This window comes from Catalinimonas alkaloidigena, from assembly GCF_900100765.1.
Lineage (GTDB): Bacteria > Bacteroidota > Bacteroidia > Cytophagales > Flexibacteraceae > Mooreia > Mooreia alkaloidigena.
In genome coordinates this window covers 577,118-594,172 of record NZ_FNFO01000001.1, presented here as the reverse complement: position 1 = coordinate 594,172, position 17,055 = coordinate 577,118, and the positions used below count along the sequence as shown (strand labels likewise).

At 57.9% G+C, this 17,055-nt stretch carries 17 protein-coding genes and 1 riboswitch; of the genes, 11 read left to right on the top strand and 6 right to left on the bottom strand.

All coding sequences use genetic code 11. The features are described 5' to 3' along the window. Positions 1-98 precede the first annotated feature (98 nt). Positions 99-1,235, top strand: coding sequence for a hypothetical protein (locus BLR44_RS02260; RefSeq protein ID WP_089678504.1), 1,137 nt, complete (start codon positions 99-101; stop codon positions 1,233-1,235). 3 nt (positions 1,236-1,238) lie between these two features. On the opposite strand, the gene BLR44_RS02255 is transcribed toward BLR44_RS02260, so the two are convergent. From BLR44_RS02255 to BLR44_RS02245, 3 genes are read right to left on the bottom strand one after another with little or no spacing between them, the layout of a single operon-like run. Further along, positions 1,239-1,649, bottom strand: a complete 411-nt coding sequence (locus BLR44_RS02255; protein ID WP_218126995.1) for a GNAT family N-acetyltransferase — start codon at positions 1,647-1,649, stop codon at positions 1,239-1,241. A gap of 16 nt (positions 1,650-1,665) precedes the next feature. Further along, positions 1,666-2,469, bottom strand: coding sequence for a 23S rRNA (guanosine(2251)-2'-O)-methyltransferase RlmB (rlmB, locus tag BLR44_RS02250; protein WP_089678502.1), 804 nt, complete (start codon positions 2,467-2,469; stop codon positions 1,666-1,668). Further along, a complete protein-coding gene (locus tag BLR44_RS02245; RefSeq protein WP_176955868.1) occupies positions 2,442-3,695 on the bottom strand; it encodes a GWxTD domain-containing protein in 1,254 nt (417 codons plus the stop codon). The genes rlmB and BLR44_RS02245 overlap by 28 nt, the downstream gene beginning before the upstream one ends. Before the next feature lie 270 nt (positions 3,696-3,965). Here BLR44_RS02245 and BLR44_RS02235 point away from each other — a divergent pair, with 270 nt between their 5' ends. After that, positions 3,966-5,126 carry a zinc-dependent alcohol dehydrogenase gene (locus BLR44_RS02235; RefSeq protein WP_089678496.1) on the top strand — a complete coding sequence of 387 codons (1,161 nt, stop codon included), beginning with the start codon at positions 3,966-3,968 and terminating at the stop codon, positions 5,124-5,126. Between the two features lie 167 nt (positions 5,127-5,293). Here BLR44_RS02235 and BLR44_RS02230 read toward each other — a convergent pair whose 3' ends face one another. Then, a complete protein-coding gene (locus BLR44_RS02230) occupies positions 5,294-5,845 on the bottom strand; it encodes a hypothetical protein (RefSeq protein WP_143017067.1) in 552 nt (183 codons plus the stop codon). 256 nt (positions 5,846-6,101) lie between these two features. Between BLR44_RS02230 and BLR44_RS02225 the strand changes: the two genes are divergently transcribed. The 4 genes from BLR44_RS02225 (at position 6,102) to BLR44_RS02210 (ending at position 10,348) form a co-directional block, all read left to right on the top strand. Further along, on the top strand, positions 6,102-6,551 hold the full coding sequence (locus tag BLR44_RS02225) for a DUF1572 family protein (RefSeq protein ID WP_089678492.1): 450 nt from the start codon (positions 6,102-6,104) through the stop codon (positions 6,549-6,551). A 66-nt stretch (positions 6,552-6,617) separates the two neighbouring features. Next, the gene (locus BLR44_RS02220; RefSeq protein ID WP_089678487.1) at positions 6,618-7,223 is read left to right on the top strand and encodes a hypothetical protein; all 606 of its coding nucleotides are present in this window, start codon (positions 6,618-6,620) and stop codon (positions 7,221-7,223) included. 58 nt (positions 7,224-7,281) lie between these two features. After that, positions 7,282-7,674 (top strand): hypothetical protein, encoded by a 393-nt coding sequence (locus tag BLR44_RS02215; RefSeq protein ID WP_089678485.1) that lies wholly within the window; start codon positions 7,282-7,284, stop codon positions 7,672-7,674. Between the two features lie 268 nt (positions 7,675-7,942). Next, the gene (locus BLR44_RS02210; protein ID WP_089678484.1) at positions 7,943-10,348 is read left to right on the top strand and encodes an ABC transporter permease; all 2,406 of its coding nucleotides are present in this window, start codon (positions 7,943-7,945) and stop codon (positions 10,346-10,348) included. Between the two features lie 77 nt (positions 10,349-10,425). On the opposite strand, the gene BLR44_RS02205 is transcribed toward BLR44_RS02210, so the two are convergent. Further along, positions 10,426-11,241 carry an SDR family NAD(P)-dependent oxidoreductase gene (locus tag BLR44_RS02205; RefSeq protein ID WP_089678482.1) on the bottom strand — a complete coding sequence of 272 codons (816 nt, stop codon included), beginning with the start codon at positions 11,239-11,241 and terminating at the stop codon, positions 10,426-10,428. A 171-nt stretch (positions 11,242-11,412) separates the two neighbouring features. Next, positions 11,413-11,504: riboswitch (TPP riboswitch) on the top strand. Between the two features lie 66 nt (positions 11,505-11,570). Here BLR44_RS02205 and thiM point away from each other — a divergent pair. The 5 genes from thiM to BLR44_RS02180 all read left to right on the top strand — a co-directional run bounded on the left by thiM (position 11,571) and on the right by BLR44_RS02180 (position 15,741). Beyond that, positions 11,571-12,389 carry a hydroxyethylthiazole kinase gene (gene thiM, locus BLR44_RS02200; RefSeq protein WP_089678480.1) on the top strand — a complete coding sequence of 273 codons (819 nt, stop codon included), beginning with the start codon at positions 11,571-11,573 and terminating at the stop codon, positions 12,387-12,389. Next, positions 12,389-13,021, top strand: a complete 633-nt coding sequence (thiE, locus tag BLR44_RS02195) for a thiamine phosphate synthase (protein ID WP_089678477.1) — start codon at positions 12,389-12,391, stop codon at positions 13,019-13,021. The genes thiM and thiE overlap by 1 nt, the downstream gene beginning before the upstream one ends. After that, positions 13,021-13,833 carry a bifunctional hydroxymethylpyrimidine kinase/phosphomethylpyrimidine kinase gene (gene thiD / locus BLR44_RS02190; RefSeq protein WP_089678474.1) on the top strand — a complete coding sequence of 271 codons (813 nt, stop codon included), beginning with the start codon at positions 13,021-13,023 and terminating at the stop codon, positions 13,831-13,833. Before thiE ends, thiD begins: the two co-directional genes overlap by 1 nt. Positions 13,834-13,869: 36 nt before the next feature. Beyond that, a complete protein-coding gene (gene tenA / locus BLR44_RS02185; protein WP_089678472.1) occupies positions 13,870-14,523 on the top strand; it encodes a thiaminase II in 654 nt (217 codons plus the stop codon). A 162-nt stretch (positions 14,524-14,685) separates the two neighbouring features. Further along, complete coding sequence (locus BLR44_RS02180; protein WP_089678471.1) at positions 14,686-15,741, top strand: hypothetical protein; 1,056 nt, start codon at positions 14,686-14,688, stop codon at positions 15,739-15,741. A gap of 55 nt (positions 15,742-15,796) precedes the next feature. Here the strand turns inward: BLR44_RS02180 and BLR44_RS02175 are convergent, their stop codons facing one another. Continuing rightward, the gene (locus tag BLR44_RS02175; protein WP_089678469.1) at positions 15,797-16,876 is read right to left on the bottom strand and encodes a glycosyltransferase family 4 protein; all 1,080 of its coding nucleotides are present in this window, start codon (positions 16,874-16,876) and stop codon (positions 15,797-15,799) included. Between the last annotated feature and the right edge of the window lie 179 nt (positions 16,877-17,055).

Sequence of the window (17,055 nt, the reverse complement as noted above, 5' to 3'; positions counted from 1 at the left end):
GTTCTGTTCAGATGCCCTAAAATTGCGAAAATTTGCCCAGTTGCCCCGCTCGTCATACCGCCGACGGCACAACACCCAAATTCTTCTTACTTTCAAGGATGGATCGAAAGGCGCAGGATACGTGGGAAGCCACAACGCGCTCCGAACGCGATGAATTGCTCGACCGGGCGCGACGGATTGAGCATCCGTTGTTCTGGCAGCGGTTTCGGCAGTTGGTGGCCGGGGCGGAGCAATTGCAGCAGATGAGCCGCAAAGCGCCCTGGGTTGCCCACTGGTTTACCGACCAGCCCGACGGCGTATTGCGCACCCACCTCGGCACGGCGTGGATGCAAACGCGGTTGGGACGCTACGAGCACACCATCGCGCCGTATGTGTTCGGGACCGCAACCGCCTTGCTCATCGTGGCAGGGGTTCTCATCATGGGCCTGACCGGCGGTGACCAGTTCCGCTACCTGTCCACTTTTACTCGCACGCTGGGTTCCCTCTGGGGTGTGGGCTTGCTCTTGTTCTGGGCCGATTTTGCCATTACCCTTTATCTCGCGCGGCAGGAACGCCTGCGGCTGCATCGCCACGAGCTACTCAAGCGAGGTCTGGCCCTGGTGTTTCCGCCGCTCCGCATCGGCAGCCGCCACATCATGGACATCCGGCGCATCTGGCTCCCGTTCTGGGGATGGTGTGAAGCCAACGAACCCCTTCTGGACCGGCTGCGCAAGGCGTTCGGCATTCCGATGATCGTGATTGCGATGTTGATTATTCCGGTCTTGATTGTCGAGTGGAAGTTTATGGAAGATGCTCAACAGCGTTTCCCAGCGGTCGACTGGAATTTCCTGCTCGAAATGGTGCAGGCCAGCATCTGGATCGCCTTTACATTCGAGTTTCTGGTGATGTTTTCGGCTTCGGACGAGAAAGTTGACTACTGCAAACGCAACTGGATCGATCTGCTGATCATTTTTCTGCCGCTGGTGTCGTTCATCCGTACGTTCCGCCTGGCGCAAGTGGCCCGCGTCAAGTACCTGGCCCGCACCTGGAAATTGCGCGGGGTGGTGACCAAAGCACGGCAGGGCTTCATCGTGGCCGATTTCTTCCGGCGTCTGCTGACCGCCCAACCCCACAACCGCGCCAAAACCCTCCGCAAAAAACTACGCGACAACCGCCGCGAACGCGAAGCGCTCGAACGCGAGTTGATGGAACTGGCCGAACACACCTACGAGGCGGAAAAGAAGCGCAAGAAGTAGCAGTTAAGAACGCATCCGCTCCATCAGGAGCGCAGGATCATGCACTTCCTGAAATCCGTGCTGTCGGTACAGGTCGTGTGCGTCTTTGGTGGCTAGCATCCAGCGTTTGACTAGCTGCAATTCAGGGTGCTCCACGATGGAGCGCACCAGCAGTTTGCCCACGCCCTGTCCCCGAACGTCCTCCAACACAAACACGTCGGCCAGCCAGGCAAAGACTGCATAATCCGTCACCACACGGGCAAAGCCGACCTGCCGCTCGTCCTGATACGCCCCGAAACATAACGAATGTGCCATGGAAGTTTCTACCTGCGCCCGCGTCCGGTTTTGTGCCCAGTAGGAGCGCTGCGATAGGTACGCGTGGATCATGCCGACATCCAGCCGGCTACGGTCGGTCGACACATAAAAGGAAGTCACCTAGTTAGGGGGAATTTTACGGGACGACGGTGTTCAGGCGCTGACGCACTGCCTCGTACGTCGCAATTCCGGCCGCCACCGAGACGTTCAACGAACTGACTTTGCCCTGAATCGGCAAACGTACCTGTTCGTCACTTTTCTCCAGCAGCTCCGGTTGAATGCCGTCCTCCTCGGAACCGAGCAACAGCGCTAACGGTCCGCTCAGGTCCACTTCATACAGCAGCTTGTCGGCCTTCTCGGTACAGGCCACCACACGCACCCCCCGCGCCTGCAACTCTCGGATGGTTTGTGCCAGGCGTGGCACCCGACAGACGGGCAGGTGACTGAGCGCCCCCGCTGAGGTTTTCAGCGCATCGCTGCCGATCCGCGCTCCACCCCGTTCGGGCAACACCAACGCATCGACTCCGGCGCATTCGGCCGAACGGGCGATGGCGCCGAAGTTGCGCACGTCGGTCACGCGATCCAGAATCAGCATGAGGGGGTCGTGCCCCGCCTCGTAGGCCGCATCGATTACGTTTTCGAGCGACGCGTAGGCGATGGACGAAATCAGGGCGATAACGCCCTGGTGATTCTTCCGGGTAACGCGGTTGAGTTTTTCGATCGGCACCCGTTGCACAGGCACGTGCCGCTCGCGGGCCAGCACCAATACTTCGGGCAGGGCCACTTCGTTTTTCAGGTCCTTCTGGACCAGAATACGCTCCACTTCCTGATCGGAACGGAGCACTTCCACTACGGCCCGCAGGCCAAACACCACGTCACGCCCTACGGGCGAGGCTTCCGGTGCGGTGGGTCTTATCTTCGGACGATTCCTTTTCTCCACTGTTCGACGCTTGCATACCAGACCCGGTCAAATTCGTTATACCGGACCAATTCATAATTCTCGTCGGTAAAAATAGTGGGTCTTTTCAGGAACGTAAAATAGACTTCGGGCATACTGGCGCTTTTTTCGTAATACCACTCCTCGCGGTCGTTGTAGCGCAGCATTTTTTGGGGCGGCCCGAAGATGATGTAGGTCATGCCCTGGTCAGTCATCCACCCTTGTTTGAACGTGGTAAACAGTGCGTTGGCCTCCTGCACGCGGGTATAATATTCGCGGATCATGCGGCGAGCGTACTCGCGATTATTATTGCTAAGTTTTAGCCAGAAGGCATCGAGGGCCAACTTCGGATTTTCGGACGACAGCAGTTTTTCGCGCTCTTTCCGAGTAGTGATGTAAATAAGCGGCTCGATCAGTTCCGTAGCGCGGGTGACGCGCGGGAAACGGTTGGGGTTCACGACGAACGAAAAACCCTCGCGCGAGTTGGTGTCTTCCTGAGCGAAGTACAACCCGTCGGCCACAAATTTCATCACCTCGCCGGGGCGTAGCTGGTAAGTCTGCGTCTCTTCCGGGCGGTTTTTGATGGAGTTGGTGATGGCCATCGGCGGCAAAGCCGGACGGAACGCATCACTGAAGTAGCGGACCATCAGCGGCTGGGCATCGTTTCGCAACGAGCGGATCACCACCGTGTCGCGCGTCGTCACGTACGGACCGGCCGGGTAATTATGCCGAATCGGGAACAGGGCGTACTTCGTTTTCAGGTCTTCGTCGGCGAACGAAATCGGAATGTCGAACATCACCGCTTTGCCGCTTGCCTTCTCGGTTGCGGTCAGCACCATCAGTGCCGAAGGCGTTCCGATTTTGGCCAGCGGAAACGAAACGTGGAACGTACCGTCGCTATTCCGACCATGAAAACCTGAAAATTCGAGCGAAGGAACGGAGACAATGGTCTCTTTGCTCCGGTAGCTGGGCGTAATGCGGTACGAAAAGCCATAGCGCTCGTTCAGCGTCGCCAATGTGGCGTCGTCGCCCAGTTTGCTAGCCTTGATGTCGAGGAACACGCGCATTTGCCCCCCTTCGTCCAGCACCTTGCTGTCTACCTGGAGGGGCGTCTCGGCGCCGTAGCGGTACGAAAGGTCGGTTTTGCTGAGGCGTTCGTAAGGACTACAGGCCACCGCGCCCACCAACAGCGCTCCCCAGATCCAACGCGAGTATCGTTTTATATTCATATAGCGCATCACGTATACTTAGTAACGTACAAAGGCGCGAAGAAATTTCGCGGTTTTTGGCGAAAAGCTTCGCCCTTCTCAAAGATAGAAAAAGCCGGCATGCCCGGGGGGCTCTCCGCCGGCATTCCGCTGCGCGAGTTGCTAACTTCCTGCGGACCAGGTTTTTGCAACCCAAAGCGGCCCGGCGCGTTTGTAAGGATACTTTTCTTCATCAGACTTCTGGTCTGGTTATGTCACAACTATTCATCACATCATTCCCCAACCCTGCGTATGAAAGCCCTGGTTTACCATAAACCCAAAGACGTTCGTGTCGATACCGTGCCGGACCCGGAACTGAAAGAGGCCCGCGATGCCATCATTCGGGTAACGTCCACGGCCATTTGCGGTTCTGACCTGCACATTTACAACGGTAAAATTCCCGATACCCAGAGCTTTGTGGTGGGTCACGAGTTCATGGGCATTGTCGAAGAAGTGGGTGCGGGTGTCAATAACCTGAAAAAAGGCGACCGCGTGGTGGTGCCGTTTCCCATTGCCTGCGGCCACTGTTACTTCTGTCAGCAGGCCCACCTGCCCACGCAGTGCGAAAATTCCAACCCTGAATTTTACGGCCCCGACGGGGGCCTGACCAAAGGCAAAGGGGGCGCGCTGTTCGGCTACACCTCCATTTTCGGTGGGTACGACGGCGGCCAGGCCGAATACGTCCGAGTTCCGTACGCCGACTTCGGGCCACGCAAAGTGCCCGACAACCTGACGGACGAACAGGTCCTGTTCCTCACCGACATCTTCCCTACCGGCTGGGCAGGCGTCGACTGGGCCAACCTGAAGGGCGGCGAAACCGTGGTGGTTTTTGGCTGCGGCCCCGTGGGCATCATGGCCCAGAAAGCAGCCTGGTTGCAGGGCGCCGCGCGGGTGATCGGCGTCGACATTCAGCCGTATCGGCTCGAAAAGGCGCAGAAATCGGCGGGATCGGAAGTGCTGAACGCCGCCAAAGTCGACATTCCCAAAGCCGTGCGGGACATGACCAGCGGGCGCGGGGCTGACGTGTGTATCGACGCCGTCGGGATGGAAGCCGACCGGAACGTCCTGGAAAAGGCCTTATCGGTGGTCCGCACGCAGGTCGGCACGATCAAGGTGCTGGAAAATGCATTTTCGACCGTACGCCGGGGTGGCACCGTGACGTGTGTGGGCGTATACATGACCAACTATGACAATTTTCCACTCGGCCAGATGTTCGACAAGGAGATCATTTTCCGGGGCGGGCAAGCGCCGGTGCAGACGTACATCGACCACCTCCTGGACTTGGTCAAACAGGAAAAAGTGAAACTGGACGACATCATTACCCATACCCTGCCGCTCGACCAGGCCGTGCACGGCTACGAGATTTTCAACAACAAAGAAGACAACTGCCTGAAAGTGGTCCTCAAACCCTGAATAGATGCAAACACAAAAAAGCCGGTTTCTAGTGCAGAAGCCGGCTTTTTTGCTAGGAAGGGAACAGCAGTGCAAAAACCGACTACTTCTTTCCGAAGCAGTCGGCTCCAAGCAACCCATGGATTTTTTGCAGTCCCATGGGGGGCTTAGGATCACTCGCTCTATACTCAGAACTTTAGGGCGACGCCACCGGTCAGGTACCCCAGGGCACCGCGACCGACTTCGGCGTAGACACCGACGTTGGGGTTGAATTGGTAGCGGGCCCCCACTACCGAGCCACCGCCAATGCCGGCACGCCCCCGAAAATTGCTGTCGTTGGTGTAATAGTAGGGCCGAAAATCGAGCCCCAGCAACACACTGACGTAGACATCTATATCTGTATCGTCCAGATCCGTATCCAGGTATTCGTTCAGAATGGGAAACAGGTGGGCCGAACCGCGCGCCCCTACGGAAACGTAGTTCCAGCCGTACCAGCGCGCATAGGCCAGGTAAGGACCAACGCTGATAAACTCGTGCACGCCTAACTCGAGGGCCGCGTTCAGCGGCAGGAACAACGCGGCGTTGCTGTAGTACCACGAATAGCCGTATCCGTACCGGCCAATCGAAACACCCGCCATCAGGATGTTATCGCCCTTCGCGTACGACTGTGCTTGTGCGTTATGCGGTACTGCTGCAAACAGGCCCATCATAACCACCAAACAGATAAGAAGTTTCTTCATAAACTTGAAAAAAAGGTAATTGTGCTTGGAGAATGATTTGATGGTTCAAATGTAAAAAGTTCGGTCAGACATCTTTTGTAAAAAACCGACATCCCAGCGAAATTTTCCGGGTTTTTAGGGAGTCTGCCGAAACGTCCGGCCCCGGCTACTGGCTCGACCGGGTCCTCTACCGCAGAACCACCAAGAAGATTTCGGCCCAATCGGTATACTACCTTTCTGCATAAATCCTATATTCAGGCCCCAAAACAAACCTTCTATGATTGCGGCATTGCACGAATTTTTTCGCCGTGGCCTGGATCAACTCCGGGAAGAGATCGGCGCGTATCCTGACGAGAACTTCATCTGGCGCAAACTCCCCGGCACCACCAACTCGGCCGGGAATCTGACGCTCCACCTGCTGGGTAACCTCAACCACTTTGTGGGACAGGGCCTGGGCAAAACGGGCTACCAGCGCGAACGCGAACGCGAGTTTACCGAACAGGACGTTTCCCGCGAGCTGCTGTTGCAACGCATCCAGTCGACCCTCGACATGATGGAAGAAGTGTGCCTGGACCTGGAGGAAGAACAATTGCCGTACGCTTACCCGGAAGAGCACAACGCCGGGCAGGACCAGAGCATCGGTTTTATGATGGCTCGCCTGCTGGCGCACTTTCATTACCACCTCGGGCAAATCAACTACCACCGTCGGTATTTTGTGGCGGCGTAAGCCTTCGCCCCGCCCATGGGGTTTTGCGTGTAAATCATTACTTTGAACCACCAACCTCCTATCGCCATGCGCTACTCCTCTCTGATCTTCGCTTTTGCCGTTGTCGCCGCCAGTCTGCCGGCCGCCTGCACACAGGCGCAATCGATTCCCAACAAAGAACAGCAGATCAGCGCTGCACTCCTGGCGGCACCCGAGCCGGAACGTGCGGAAGCCACCGTATTGGGCTACGATGCCCAGGGCAAGGTGGTCACGCTGCGCGAGGGCACCAACAGCCAGATCTGCCGGGCCGATGACCCGAACCAACCCGGTTTCGAAGTAGTGTGCTATCACAAAGATCTGGAGCCGTTTATGGCACGCGGTCGGGCCCTGCGCGAGGAAGGGAAAAACGGCAGGGAACTGTTCGACATCCGGGAAGCAGAAGCCAAAGCGGGTACGCTCAAGATGCCCACGCACCCCGCCACACTGCACATTCTGGCCGGAGCCGATGCCCAATACGACCCTGCCACCAACCAGGTAACGGGCGCCAATTACCGCTACGTCGTCTACATTCCGTTCGCCACGGCCGCGTCGACCGGCTTGCCCGAGCGACCGACGGTGCCGGGTGGTCCGTGGATTATGGACCCGGGTACGCACCGCGCCCACATCATGATCACCCCGCCCGCGCAAGAATAACCGACTTGCTGGCGTTATCTTTGCGGTGACTTCAACCTGACAAGACCAACTTCATCGTATGAAATATCTACTCGCCGTAGCATTCTGCCTGCTTTTCCAGGCCGCTACGTTTGCCCAGGACCAACCCGAATGGAAAGAGATGCAAGCGTTCCACAAAGTGATGGCCCAGACCTTCCACCCCGCCGAAGAGGGGAACATGCAGCCCATCAAGACCCGCGTCGACGAGCTGGTCAAGGCGGCGGTCGCCTGGCAACGTGCCCCCCTGCCCCAGGGATATAACGAAGCGGTGTCCGAATCGCTGGATGCGCTGGTGACTACGGCCAAAAAATTGCGCAAGACGGTGCGAACCGAGGCTTCGGACGAAGAGATTTTCGCCGATTTGGACGACCTCCACGAGCGTTTTCACGAAGTGCAGGAGAAGTGCCACGACGGCGAAGAACACACGCACTAAGCGAAAAGCAAGCACAAAAGCAAAGGGGACGCTGCGATGACAGTGTCCCCTTTGCTTTTTAGAAGTGCCTTTAAAGAGCAAGACCAGGACAAATCTGCAGATTCCCACTCATTCTTCCTTGCAACGCTGCCGTCCGAAACCGGACGCGAGTGTCCATGCACGAACGTTCCGCCAACACACTTCCAAATAAAATCACTGATTATCAAATAGTTACACAATACGCACGATAGTTGATAGTACGACTTACGTCCCACCCTATACGACCCGCATGTTCTACAACTACTGGCAGATTATCCTTCGGCAGTGCCTTAAGCACCGCGCCTACACCCTGATCAACGTAGTTGGCCTGACGGCGGGGCTGGTCACCTGCCTGCTGGCTTTCCTCTACGCTCACCACGAGTATTCGTACGATCGCTTCCATCAGCACCACGAACGCACCTACCGCATCATCAGTCATTACCGTTCCCAGTGGTACCCCGTGCTGGGATTTCCCGGTTATGCAGACGCCGACGCAGCCCAACAGCAGGAAAAACTCGACTACCTGCGTGCCCTGCCGGACATTGAGAAAGTCGCTCAGTTCGCCGTCACAGGCGATCAGGAAAACTTTATTACCACCCGGGAGAAGACGTTTGCCCAGAAGCACATTCTCTTTACGAATACGGGACCTGCCTTCCTCGATCTTTTCACCTGGACGTTTCTGGAAGGCGACCCGACCTCTGCGTTTGCCCAACCCAACAGTGCGATCCTGACAGAAACGGCCGCCCGGCGTCACTTCGGCGAGACGTATGCAGAGGCGGCCTTAGGGCACACCATTCGCCTGGACAGCATCGACTACCGCATCACGGGCATTATCGCAGATGTGCCAGACGTTTCGCACGTTGGGTTCGAGATGGCGTTAAATCCCGCCCGGATTCCTGCCTGGGGGGCCTACACCTACGTGCGCAGCCGACCCGAGGTCACGCCCGCGCGCCTGGCTACGGAAATCACCGCCGCGTTGCATCGCCAGAATCCGGCGCGCGTCGACGATCCGCTCGTCAAAGGCGAACAGGTACAACGCCTGGCCGACATCCACCTGCGTTCCAATGTTCTATACGAACTCAAGCCCCCCGGCGACGTGCGCTATTTTTACCTGTTTGCGTGGATGGGCGCGGTGATTCTGCTCATTACCCTCATCAGCTACGTCAACCTGTCGGTAGCCGTTTACCACGGCCGCCACAAAGAAGTGGGCCTGCGCAAAGTGCTGGGCGCACGCCCCTGGGAACTCCGCGTGCAATTTTTGTGTGAAGCGTTGTTTTTCGCGCTGTTAAGCTGGCTGCTCGCCCTCGGAGTGATCGACGCCCTCCTCCCTGCCTTTAACCGTCTGATGAATCTGGAACTGATCAACCTCTACGTCCGCGACTGGCGCTTCGTACTGGCTCCGCTGGCGTTGGTAGTGCTCATTGCCGGACTGGCGGGTCTTTACCCTGCGCTGCTGCTGGCCGGACAGCACATCGTCGGCCTTTTCCGACCCAAACAACACCCCAAACGCAACGCCCGGCTGCGTCGGGTACTGGTCATCAGCCAGTTTACGCTCATCATTAGTCTGCTGGGCGTCACTTATATCATCAACGATCAGTTGCGTTACGTGCAACGAAAGAACCTGGGGTTTGTGCGGGAAGGGATCGTGCAGATTCCGCTAGAGGATGTCGACGTCTACCAACGTCTGAAACAGCGGCTGGTGCAGGAACCGGACATCCACCAGGTAGGCAGCGGTCTGTTGCCCGGCAGTGCCACGTTCAATCATATCGATTACGTGCCGGAAGGATTTCAGGTGGTGATGGACGATGCGCATACCCTGTATATGGACGTCGCCTACTGGCAGGTATTGGGCATGGACAGTGCCGCCCTGTCGGCAGCGTTGCATCCTGGTGCGCCGGAGCAACTGTTTTACATCAACGAGACCGCCGCCCGTCAGTTCGGCTGGGACGCGCACAGCGCGGTCGGCAAAACGATTGTGCTGGAACCTTCGTGGGAAAACGGGGCCTTGGGCGAGGGCATTCCTAAAACCGTGGCCGGTGTTCTCCCCGACATTCACTTTTTTTCGCTGCGCCAGAAGGTGGGGCCCCTGTTCTATGAAGTAGCCCAGGAGCCCCGGTGGGTGGAGCAGATGGTGGTCCGGTTCGATGCCACGCAGACTTCGCAAGTGCTCTCCCTACTGGAACGCGAATACCAAGCACTGGTCAAAGAGGCCCCGTTCAGCTACGAGTTTCTGACGGAGCGCCTGGATCAACTGTACGCGCAGGAACGAGACATCTCTCGACTGACGCTCGTTATCAGCGGCATCGCCATGGCACTGGCGCTGCTGGGCCTGCTAGGGCTGGTAGCCTACCTGGCGCAAACCCGCACCAAAGAGATCGGCGTGCGCAAAGTACTGGGTGCCTCGATCGGGCAGGTGTTGCTGCTGCTGAACCGGGAATTTATCGTGGGAGTGGCGGTGGCTACCCTCCTCGCCGCACCGGTCGCCTACCTGCTGGCACAGCAGTGGCTGCTGGATTTTGCCTACCGCGTCGATATCAAGGTAAGCATCTTGTTGGTCATTGGTCTGAGCATCAGCCTGCTTACGTCACTGGTAGTCAGCTTACGTTCACTGCTGGTCGCGACCGCCAACCCCGTAGAAGCCTTACGCGATGAATAAGCGACCGATAGCGTATAACCAAAAGAGGGCGGTGCTGTACACACCGCCCTCTTTTGGTTTATAATTCCTCTCTCCGATCAACCGAATGCCGTTTCCACAGCGCCGCCGTCGACACGGACGTTGCTGCCGTTCACGTACGTGGCATGCTCCGAGCAAAGGAAGGCAATGACCGAGGCCACCTCTTTGGGCTTACCGCGGCGCTGCATGGCGATGTACGGTCGCTTGTTTTTGACGAACCATTTCACGGCCTCTTCTTCCGAAGTACCCCGCTCTTTGGCCAGTTCTTCCATCATGGCGTCGGTCATCGGCGTTTCGACGTAGGCCGGCGACACCGTGTTGATCAGAATATCTTCGGCACTATAAGCGCGCGAAAGGCACTTCGACAGGTTGATGATGGCCGCTTTACAGGCGTTGTAGGGGCTTTCTTCTTCGTAGGGCTGGAGGGCGTTTTCCGAAGCGATCAGAATCACCCGCCCCCATTTGTTTTCGAGCATCTGCGGGATAAACGCCCGGCACAGTCGCACGGCCGCCAGCAGGTCGATCTCGATGGTCTTCATCCAGTCGTCGTCGGTCAGCTCCAGAAAGTCGCCCGCCGCGCCGCGCGCCCCGGCGCAGTTGATCAGCATGCTGGCTCCACCGAACTTCTGTTTGACGGTTTCGGCCATCTTCACCACCTGCTCGTTTTCGGCCAGATCGGCCACGATGGTGATGACGTCATTTTTGTCTTTGGCCAGCGCGCGCACCTCGTCGGCCGCTTTCTCCAGCTCTTCTTTATCGATATCGGAAAGAACGATCTTGACTCCTTCTTTCACCAGAAATTTTGCAGTTTCAAGGCCGATTCCCGAATCTCCTCCGGTAATCACGGCTACTTTTCCTTCAATATTTAACTCCATAAAAATAGGTTTTAAAACTAATTATCCATTATAACTGGATAGCGACGAAAGGGTTAGGGATTTGCCGAAAAAATCCAAACGCCCCAGCCTCCGGCCGGACCCCACGGCACGCCTTGAAGCGGGATTTCACGCGGCTGGTTTTCGATTTTGCGGCGGAACCTGTACTTTACGGCCCAACTTTAGGGGTGCCCGCGTCGGGCTGAGATTATACCCTTCGTACCTGATCCGGCAATACCGGCGTAGGAAAAAGTGTCGTTCTCTGCACTGCGGTTCCGCACGAGCGTACTTCCTGAAGTTTAGGTTTCTCTCTATACACAAACCCTATACGCATGGAAATTACCGCCACTTCCGTCTGGACCGACCTGGAAGCCATCCGCACCCAAAACCCTCTTATTCAGAACATTACCAACTACGTGGTGATGAACAACACGGCCAACGCACTGCTGGCGCTAGGCGCCTCGCCCGCGATGGTACATGCGCAGGAAGAGGTCGCCAACTTCGTGAACATCGCCTCGGCGCTGGTCGTCAACATCGGTACCCTCAGCGCCCCCTGGGTCACCGGCATGGAAGTCGCCATGCAACAGGCCGCCTATGCCGAAAAGCCCGTGGTGCTCGATCCGGTCGGCGTGGGCGCTACCCCCTATCGGCTCCACACGGTGCAGAAACTTCTGAGCCAAAGCACGCCCTCCGTGATCCGGGGCAATGCTTCCGAAATTAAAGCGCTGGTAGAACACCACGTCCAATCGAAGGGGGTTGACAGTACGTACAGCTCGGATACCGCCGTCGAGGCTGCCACCCAACTGGCCCGCGAGATCGGCTGTGTTGTCGTGGTGAGCGGCGCGAAAGATTACATCACCGACGGCACGCAGGTGCTGGAAGTGGAAGGTGGTCATCCGCTGATGGGCAAGGTGACGGGGATGGGCTGCACGGCTTCGGCCCTGATCGGCGCGTTTCTGGCCGTTAATCCTGATGCGCTCCCCGCCGCTACGCACGCCATGACGGTGATGGGCATCGCCGGCGAACTCGCCGCCGCAAAATCGTCCGGTCCGGGTACGCTCCAGCTCCATTTTTACGATGCTCTCTACCAACTGACGCTGGAGCAGATCGAAGCGCACAGCCGCATCCGCATGCTGAAAACGGTCGACTGATGAGTGCCATTTATCTGGTGACCGACGCGTCGCTGTGCGATCAGGCGGGTCACACGCTGGAGTTTGTGGTCGAAGCGGCCCTGCAGGCGGGGGTACGGTGGATTCAGTTGCGCGAAAAAGAAGAGACCACGCGCAATTTTGTCCGCAAGGCGCAGCAGATTCAGCAACTCACCCAGGCCTACGGTGCGAAGCTGATCATCAACGACCGGATCGACGTGGCGCTGGCCATCGACGCCGACGGCGTGCACGTAGGGCAGTCCGACATGCCGTATGCGCTGGCGCGTCGCCTGGTCGGCCCGGATAAAATCGTGGGACTGTCGGTCACCAACCTGGCCGAATGGGAAGAAGCCGAAGCCTGGGACGTCGATTATTTTGGGGCGGGGCCCATTTTCCATACCGATACCAAACGCGACATCACGCCGCCGATGGGGCTGGAAGGCCTGCGGCACATGCGGCAACACTCACAGCATCCGATTTTCGCCATCGGGGGCATCCACGAACACAACCTGGACGCCCTGATGCAGACGGGTATTGCGGGCGTCGCCGTGGTGTCGGCGATCTGCTCCGCCACCGATCCGGCTACTGCGGCCCGGCGTTTACTTCACCTCACGCAACACGTACAGTCCTCTTGATGAAATCAACCTACCCCCGCGTCCTGACCATCGCCGGGTCCGACAGCGGCGGCGGCGCAGGCATTCAGGCCGATCTGAAGACATTCTCGGCCCTGGCTTGCTACGGCATGTCGTGCCTCACCGCACTGACCGCCCAGAATACGGTCGGTGTGACGGGCATCCATGCCGTTCCGACCGAGATGGTGGTGCAACAACTGGAAGCCGTTTTCGATGACATCGGTACCGATGCGGTCAAAATCGGCATGCTATTTTCTGCGGAAATCATCGAAGCCGTAGCCGATACGCTGAAACGCTACACGGTCAGGAATGTGGTGCTCGATCCGGTCATGGTGGCCAAAAGTGGCGATCACCTGCTGCGCGAAGAGGCCATTCTCGCGCTCAAGCACCATCTGTTGCCGCTGGTTGATCTGGTCACCCCCAACCTACCCGAAGCCGAAGTGCTGACGGGCCTGCCGGTCAAAACCCTCGCCGAGATGGAACAGGCCGGCCCGGCCCTGTTGACGCAGGGCAGCCGGGCGGCGCTGGTCAAAGGCGGCCACCTGGAAAGCGATACCGTAACCGATCTCCTGTTTGTCTCCGGCGAAGCAATGCCGCTGCGCATGCAGTCCGCACGCATCGACACGCCCAACACCCACGGCACCGGATGCACGCTCTCGTCGGCCATTGCGGCCTTTCTGGCACGGGGCGTTTCGCTCGAAGCGGCGGTACCCCAGGCGCGGAGTTACCTCACGCAAGCGCTTCAGGCGGGGAGCCAGTATGCACTCGGACACGGCCACGGTCCGGTGCATCATTTTCACGCCTGGTGGTCGTAATGTTCTCAACCTTCATCTTTTTTTCGTTTCGTACGCATGTCGTTCACGCCGCAACTCTGGCACGCCATCACGCCGCTTTACCACAGCATCACCGCCCACCCGTTCATCGCGGAACTGACCCAGGGCACGCTGCCGCAGGAAAAATTCCAGCACTACATCCAACAGGATGCGCTCTACCTCGCCGACTTTGCCCGTGCGCTGGCCGTGATGGCCGCCAAAGCCGAACCGACCGCGTGGGTGCATCGCTATTTGCGTTTCGCCGAAGGGGCCATTGTGGTCGAAAAGGCGCTGCACGGAAGTTACTTCCAGACCTTCGGCATTTCGGAGGAAGGGGTCGTTAAATCGCCGGCCTGTTTTGCCTACACCAATTACCTGACGGCCACGTGCTGGCAACAGTCGTTTGCGGTGGGCGTCGCCGCGCTGCTGCCCTGTTTCTGGATTTACCGTGAGGTAGGCAACTTCATCTGGCAACAGCACCAGCCCGACAATCCGTACCAGGCGTGGATCGATACCTACGCCGGGGAGGAATTCAGCGCGATCGTCGACGAGGCAATTCAGCTCACGGATGCCGTAGCGCAGGTGGCCTCTCCCGAAACCCGACACCAGATGCAGGAGGCGTTTCTCTACTCGTCCCGGCTGGAGTGGCTCTTCTGGGACAGCGCCTACCGCCTGGAACAGTGGCCGGTGTAGCAGAAGGTCTACCACGCTGTCGGTTTAGCGCGACCAGCGCTTCCTCTACAATTTAATACACCGGCTTGCAAAGCATCGGGATCGTACCTTTCGTGCCAGGCCTACCTCCTATCTTCACGAGCAATTGCGCTTTTTAACCTGTTAACCAAACAACGTATAGCAATGCGCTGGAAAACGCTGGTCGCCATTGGGACATTTTTTGCCACCACTGCCTTGCAGGCACAAGTCGACTTCAGGCCTGGGTACGTGCTCAGTTATACCGGGGACACCCTTTCCGGAGAGATCGATTACCGGGGCGATGCCCTCATGAGCACGGTCTGTCGGTTTCGGACTTCCGAAGGCGCGGCCGAAAAAGTGTATGCACCGGACGACATTCGGGCCTATCGGTTCACAGACGGTAAATACTACATCACCAAAGTGGTCGAAGGGAAAAACAAGTTTCTGGAGTACTTAGTGAACGGCGAACTGAGCGTGTACTACATGCGCGACCAGTCTGACCATGACCGTTACTTCTTGGGCAAGGATACGGTACTAACCGAAATGCGCTACCAAGAGGCGATCATACAACGCGATGGAAAAAATTACTATACCCACTCGTCCTGGCACATCAACCTTCTGAAGCTTTACACACAGGACGCACCTTCGCTGCAAGCCAACGTTGAGGCCATCCAGAAGCCCGACCATGCCAGTCTGATCAAGCTGGCCAAGCGCTATCATGCCACGGTCTGCAACGGCGAACAGTGCTTGGTTTATGAAAAGCGGGTGCCGTTCCTCAAAGCCAATCCGGAAGTGGTGGTCGGGCTGGTGCATTACCAGCGACCCGTCGTGCGCATCCAGGACAAAAACTACCTGGAACTGGGTGTATTGTTACACGTTTGGATGCCACGCTCTAACGAGAAACTATACTTCCGCACCGGGCTTTTGCACGCCCGTCTGCAACGCGAAAGCAGTACGCTGTCCTACTATAAAATTCCCTTCCAGCTGGAGTACATCTACCCGAAATCGCGCATTCGACCCAAAGCTGCGGCCGGTGTGAACTTCTATTCGCCTTTTTACCAGACGGTTGCAGTGATGGGCGGCCTTCAGGCGCAACTCAGCAGCAGGGTATATTGGTCCGTCAACTACGACATCGACTTTACGTCTTCTGCTAAGATGCCCCTTTTCCCCGAAAAGATGTTTTCGCACGACCTCCAGACGGGCCTATTCTTCCGTTTGTAAGGAGCGTAACCGCTGGTGTGCTTCCCACTTAGCCAATTGCCCGAAACACGCTCACTCAGGTGGGTTCGGCGCGGAGCGGGAACGTTTGCCGGGGCGCGAGGAGCTGTTTGTAGACCGCTTCGTAGCCCTTTACCATGCGCTCAACACCGAAGCGTTTTTCGGTGTGTTCGCGGATGTAACGACGGTCCAGGTCGGCGACGTGCGACAGAAATGCTACGGCATCAGCCACCATTTCGTCGTCGGAGGCAGGGTTGACGATGAAGCCCGTACGCCGGTGTTCGATGAGCTCAGGGACGCTGCCGCGACGGATGGCGACGACGGGCGTGCCGCAGGCCATCGACTCGGCCATCGTCAGGCCGAAAGCTTCTTCGTAGGTGACGAGGTGCAGCGAAGCTTTGGCCCCGGCCAGCCAGCGACTTTTTTCACGGTGGTTCACCGGCCCGATGAAGCGAATCTGGTCGTTCAGATGCGGCTCGATCTGCGTGCGGAAATACGACTCGTTTTCCGACGGGACGATGCCCGCCAGCACCAGCGGCAGACCGGCCTGTTGGGCGACCTGGATCGCCAGGTGAATGCCCTTGTCCGGCGACATGCGCCCGATCACGATCAGGTAGTCGCCAGGAGACTCCTGAAACTCAAAAGAGGCAACCTTGACCCCGTTGTAGACCGTGGCTACGTAACTGAGGTCAGGAGCCAGTTTTCGTTCTGAATCGGAGATGGAGACGTAGTTCAGGTCGCGGTAGTGCTCGTAGAGGGTGCGGCTGCCCGCCTCTGCGGCCGAGCCGTGGAGGGTGGTGACGGTGGGTACGGAAATCAGGTGCGCGAACGGCGTCCCGAAGCAGCCCGCGTGGTTATGCAACACGTCGAGTTTCAGCTTTTTGGCCCGCTCGAACGCATGGGCGATGTGCAGCGTTTCGTACACCCGACTGTCGAGGGCGTGGCCCGGCTGATTAAGTGGATGCGGGCAGACCGATTCCAGACGGGCTTTGGTAAGGCTGTCCGAGGTGGCAAACAGCGTGACGTCGTGGCCACGCGCGACCAGCCCTTCGGTCAGGTGGTGGGCGACCAACTCCCAGCCGCCGTAGTGTTCGGGGGGAGTACGCCAGGCAATGGGGGCCAGAATTCCGATTTTCATAAGTGGTTAGGTTGATTTGAAAGACAGGCAACTTCCGCACGGTCGGCGTGCGACATTTCCTCCGTAAAATCGCGCTTCCTTCCCGCTGCTTGCTTATTTTACCGTATCAAGTGTGTTGCCCGCAGGGCTGTAACCTAATCACTCGCGCGCTGATAGTCAACAGCATCGCCCCTACTTTC